The 4922-nt window shown below is 58.5% G+C and carries 3 protein-coding genes; 1 reads left to right on the top strand and 2 read right to left on the bottom strand.

The features are described 5' to 3' along the window. Nucleotides 1-188: 188 nt before the first annotated feature. On the bottom strand, nt 189-668 hold the full coding sequence (locus AC3WQN_RS25295) for an NUDIX hydrolase (protein ID WP_103402394.1): 480 nt from the start codon (nt 666-668) through the stop codon (nt 189-191). Nucleotides 669-1712: 1044 nt separating this feature from the next. On the opposite strand from AC3WQN_RS25295, the gene AC3WQN_RS25300 reads away from it, so the two are divergent. After that, the gene (locus AC3WQN_RS25300) at nt 1713-2429 is read left to right on the top strand and encodes a response regulator transcription factor (protein ID WP_103402393.1); all 717 of its coding nucleotides are present in this window, start codon (nt 1713-1715) and stop codon (nt 2427-2429) included. 295 nt (nt 2430-2724) lie between these two features. Here the strand turns inward: AC3WQN_RS25300 and AC3WQN_RS25305 are convergent. Continuing rightward, nucleotides 2725-4922, bottom strand: a 2198-nt coding sequence (locus tag AC3WQN_RS25305) for a DUF5801 repeats-in-toxin domain-containing protein (protein WP_492606968.1), incomplete at its 5' end; no start/stop codon positions are given.

A 4922-nucleotide genomic window follows, 5' to 3' on the forward strand; every position in this document is an offset into this window, starting at 1 on the left:
GAGTTTTCCGTTTCGACTGCGCCGGAAGTGGGGCGAATTATAGACAGATAAAATTCGCCGTCAACTGCTAATTCAGGATTTCTATCAAAAAGCCGAAAATGACCCTGAAACCTCGACTACCTATATAAGGAAAGCAAGGAAAGAGGGACAGCCCCCACCCTCAACCTCCGCTCCGGGTCCAGAAACGCTCATGGCGCCAGGGCTCGATTCCAAGTGGGCGACTCAAACACACCTGCCTCCAGAACCGCAACTATTGATTCTGGCCAAACGGTTTTCTCAGTAGATCTCAGCTCGTCAGCCGACCACCAGTGATGATCCGCCATCACTTGAGTTTCGTGCGCGGTCCATTCGGAGCGAGAGAGAGCCTGGGTTTGCGCGCGCACAACGAAGTACTGTTCAATCGAGATGACCATCTCGCCGCTTGGCATCAACATGGGAAACCTGCGATTGGCCACCGACTCTCCAACGGCGCTGACCTGAATACCGGTTTCTTCGCGCAATTCACGTATCGCCGCGACCTGGAACGTCTCGCCCTCTTCCAGGCCACCGCCAGGCGTTGCCCAGTGATCATGACCCGCCAACGCTCCTTCCTTATGAACAAACCTGAAAAGAAGGACCTTTCGGCAGGGACTCACCACGAACAATCTTGCTGATCTTCGCTCACGCATTTGACTCATATCTTCCCTGATTTCTTGAAATGTGGAGCGCCGTCCCGATCTATCGAAGGGCACCGCCATTACTCGGAGCACGACGATAGGGCAATGATACTTCAGCAGAGTTGTCCCTGAAGCACTTCATCCAAGGTGAACATAGCGGCGTGAGCGCCTTGCCTCCCGAAAACCTTGACGACTGCGCCAGGTACGTACCGAGACGGCTCAGTACCTGGTCGACGCGCACCGCTGGGGATTTTCCAGGGCCGCAAAGGCGCCACCCTGCCCTCCTCGCGTGAATATGCCTTGGTTCAAAACGCACCACTGAGGCTACGCCCCCCCCTGGATACGCAGGGTAACAACTTCGATGCGATCACCGGACGTGACCTGAAGCAGCCCTTGATGCAAGCCGGCAACAAAGCGTCGGCAGTGTTTGCCGGACGCATACGTGTTGACGCGGGCACCTGGTGCTACTTCGATCCAGCAGGATAGGGGGTGCCCAGTGCCATTCGCTGATTTAGCCAAGGTCCGGCTCGAGGATGGCTCGGCGAGGCAGGTTTCGCCGGCAAATTGACGCACTTATTACTGGCGCACCTATCTGCACACCACTCGTCGATTAATTGACGACTTTGATCGGCATCAGACGCTGGTCACAGGTGACCGCGGCGAGCCTAAGACCTTGATTTGTGAGGGCTAGTGGCCACCATTGAACATCAGCCGGGCAATCTGCATGAGGCTTGAGTCGACGACTGGCGGATGGATGGGCTGGCAGCGCTCTGAGCTGACCTAGACTCAGTTGACGGGCTCGATGGAGCACATTGCCATGTGCAAACTATTGATAACTACTTCTATTTGTGTGGTCTCAATGGCTTGGCCCGGTTTTTGGAAACGCCCGCAACCCCTGCCAGTGCAGCAGGTTGCCAATACCCGGGCGGGCACCGTCAAGTCTTGTCGGCGTTCGCATTTGTCCTTCAACCGCAGTGGCCAGACGAACGATCTGCTGATCCAGGAAGAACAGCGCGTGGAGGTCACCGCTCGTTTTTCAAGGGGGTCAGGAATATGATGCCGGACCACAGAAAACCCATACGCGTGATGCTGATCGATTGTCGCCCCCTCGTTCTCATGGGCCTTCACGACTTGATCAATGCCAAGAAACCCCGGATGGAAGTGATCGGCCAGGCCATCACCTATACCCATGCGCTGGATCTTGCCGATCAGTTGCGTCCCAATGTGATTTTTTTCAGTTTTTTTCCGGATGCGCTGGACCCGCTGGAGGTCGTCGCGGGGCTCACCCGCAGCACCGAAATGAAAGTGCTGGTGCTCAAGGGCCTGTACGAAGCCGTCCCCGTTGGCCTGGCGATAGAGGCCGGCGCACGCGGCATCGTGCTGGCGGAAGACCCGACGGAATCGATCATCCGGGCCATCATCAACGTCCACCATCACGACATCGGACTGGATAGAGCCTGGGCCGGTGGGCTTTCCGGCTATGCTGCGGCCGGGCATATTCCCTTGAAATGCAATCTGGAGCAGATGAAGCAGGCGCGGCTGACGCTGCGCGAGAGGGAACTGATTCGCGCCATCGTGGGCGATCCGTCCGCCAAATACATGTGCATCGCCGAACGCTTGGGTATCAGCGAGCACACCGTGCACAACCACCTCAGCAACATCTATCAAAAGCTTAATCTCATCAACCGCATCGACTTGCTGATGTACGCGCTGAAGCACGGGATCACCAATAATGAAGAGCCGCCCGAGTCCGCTTGGGTGGAATTGGACTGACTGGTGGTGGGTGCCACGGTGCGGCGCACGCGGTGATCGGACAGGGGGCAAATGTGTTCTTGTGCGCCCGGCAATCCCGGCAATAGCATCTGCCCGCCCCAAAACACCCTGGTTCCATGGTTTTGATGTGCTGCAGCGCCTGATGCTGTTTACGGCATTGGTGTGCTTGGCGACAAAGGCTTCGGCTCCTTGAACCCGGGAAGCTCATCTGGCCTGGTTGGCTCAGGAACGAAGCGGCCCAAATGAAAACGGCCTGGCCCCTTGTGGGAGCCAGACCGTATGCCCGCAACGGTTTTCAGACAATGTCAGTGCTTTCTATGTTGGTCACCCCGACCAACTGGATGATGGTGGTTATACCGTTGCCGTCCCCGTCGAATGCCAGGTAGCCGTCGCCTCCGACGACGCCAAAGTAGTAGTTTTTCGTGTCCAGCACGATATCGGCGGCGGCTGTGAACGCCGCCAGGTTGGTGGCCGGTGCCAGCACTTCGGTGTAGTTCGCCACCGAACCCGCCGTCGTGAAGTCGAGTTTGTCAGTGCCGGTGGCAAAGCCGCCATTGATGACAGTCGATACCATGGAGAGCAACCCGTCGACGTCGGTGTCGGCGATCACGAACGTGTCCGCACCCGTTGAGGCCGTCACGCGGTTGTCTCCAACAATCGTTACGTCCAGGGTTTGCGTGGCCGTCGCGTCACTGTCGGCATCCGCCAGCACCACATCGAAGGTCAGGTGGGCGTCCGGTGTCGCCGTGGACACGAAGCCGATGTTGACGATCTTGATGGGTTCGTTGTTCTGCTCAGTCGTGGCGCCACCGAAAGCAATCTGGGCATTGGTTGTTGCGCCCTCAGCCCCCGGAGTCGCGGGATTGTCGATGGCCCCATTGAGCTGGAACCCGGTCCCGCTTGTGAGTTGGGTTGATGTCACCACTTGCGCGCCCTGGATCGAGTAGTGTTCTCCGGCGAAGTTGTAGTCATTGCTCTCGAAGACCACGATGCCGTTTTGTGCCTGAGCCACGAATCCGTAGGCGGGCAGATCAGCATTGAAAACGTCGTCATTACCGTCTGAGTTTCCAACAATGAAGGTCCGATTGATTGTTGTCCCGGTAATGTCATCCACCAGCTTCAATACCACCAGCATGTCTTTGCCGGCGCCAGGGCCGGCCTGTGTGAACTCGAGAAAGATCGCCTTGCTCGTTGCCCTGATCGCGGCAGAATCGGTGAACCCCAGGGGATTTGTTTTGTAGAAGTCCAGATCAATCACCTCGTCCGATTGGAGCGTGTCGCTGGCTGCGCCAATCGAATCCGATGAGACCGTGACATACCGTCGATCATTCGAGAACAAGCCTGTGCCGGTGTCGTAAGCGAAGGTTTGGGGCGTCCCGTTATCCACGCCGAATCCTTCGAACTGCACAAAGAAGTTGCTGGCAAGCGTCATCACCGAGACCGGCGGATTCGCGCCAACGGTCGTGGCCGAATTGAGCGCATAGCCCTGAAGGGGGTTACCAGGCGTCGAGGTATTCAGGATGCTGAAGCTCTCAATCTCCTGAGCCAGTTTCAAGGTATAGGTGTCAGCCACCTTGTCAAAGATCAGCGTGCCGGTGGCGTTGGTGGTCGCTCCCTGCGCCGGATTGTTGGACACGTAGGTGAAGCCCACGTTGAACACCGCCTGGCTATTAGTCTCCGAGACCCAAGTCACCGTTTTGTTGGTGATGGCGTTCGCACCCACCGTGACGCCCGTGAGGGCCACGGACAGGAAGTCGGAGTTTGTCGCACTGTAAGGCGCCACATGCAGGTCCGCGCCAATCGAGTAAGCGAAGACGCCTGTTCCACCGAGATCCGTCAAAGCCCCCCCGTTGCTGGTGTTCGCGTAGACCAGATTCGACTTGGCCGTCACGACCGGGGTATCGTCATCGACGTTGATCCCCAGTGTGCCATCGGCCGTATCGCCATCACCATCGGTCACCCGGTAGTTGATGGTGAACTCCTGATTGTTCTCGGTCAGGCCCGCCGCATGGAGGATCGGATTGTTTTGCACCACCGTGTAGACGCCCGTTGCCGCTACCATCGTCAGCGTCAGCACCGTGGTCGTGCCCTGCTTGACCAACAGACTGGTGGCATCGGCCACATAGGTGAAGCCGGTGGGCGCTCCGCTGGTCAGATAGGCCACCGTGCCGGCCCCGTCCTGGCCAAAGTCGTGGCCCAGAGTGCCGCTTACGTTAGCCGAATCTGCATCGTCGCCCGTGCCGCCAGGATTGCCCGAGAGCGCATCGTCGTCGAGCAGCACCGTGTTGTTGGCCGACACCGCCGGTCCGTCGTCGTCGAAGTTGATGTCGTCGCCGATGCCGACGCTGTCGGTGCTGGTGTCGCCGTCGCCGTCGGTCACCGTCACCACCGCGTTGATCAGACCGGTCAGATCAACCCGGTCGTCGTGGGCCGCCGCCGTGCTGCCGGCGACGGGGTGCGTGAGCGAGACATACTGCGCCACCGCCACGTTGC

The organism is Pseudomonas sp. FW300-N1A1 (genome assembly GCF_058789115.1).

Bases quoted from the DNA above. Each gene is read 5' to 3' on its own strand.
- AC3WQN_RS25300 (WP_103402393.1), top strand. From the start codon at position 1,713: ATGCCGGACCACAGAAAACCCATACGCGTGATGCTGATCGATTGTCGC.
- AC3WQN_RS25295 (WP_103402394.1), bottom strand. From the start codon at position 668: ATGCGTGAGCGAAGATCAGCAAGATTGTTCGTGGTGAGTCCCTGCCGA.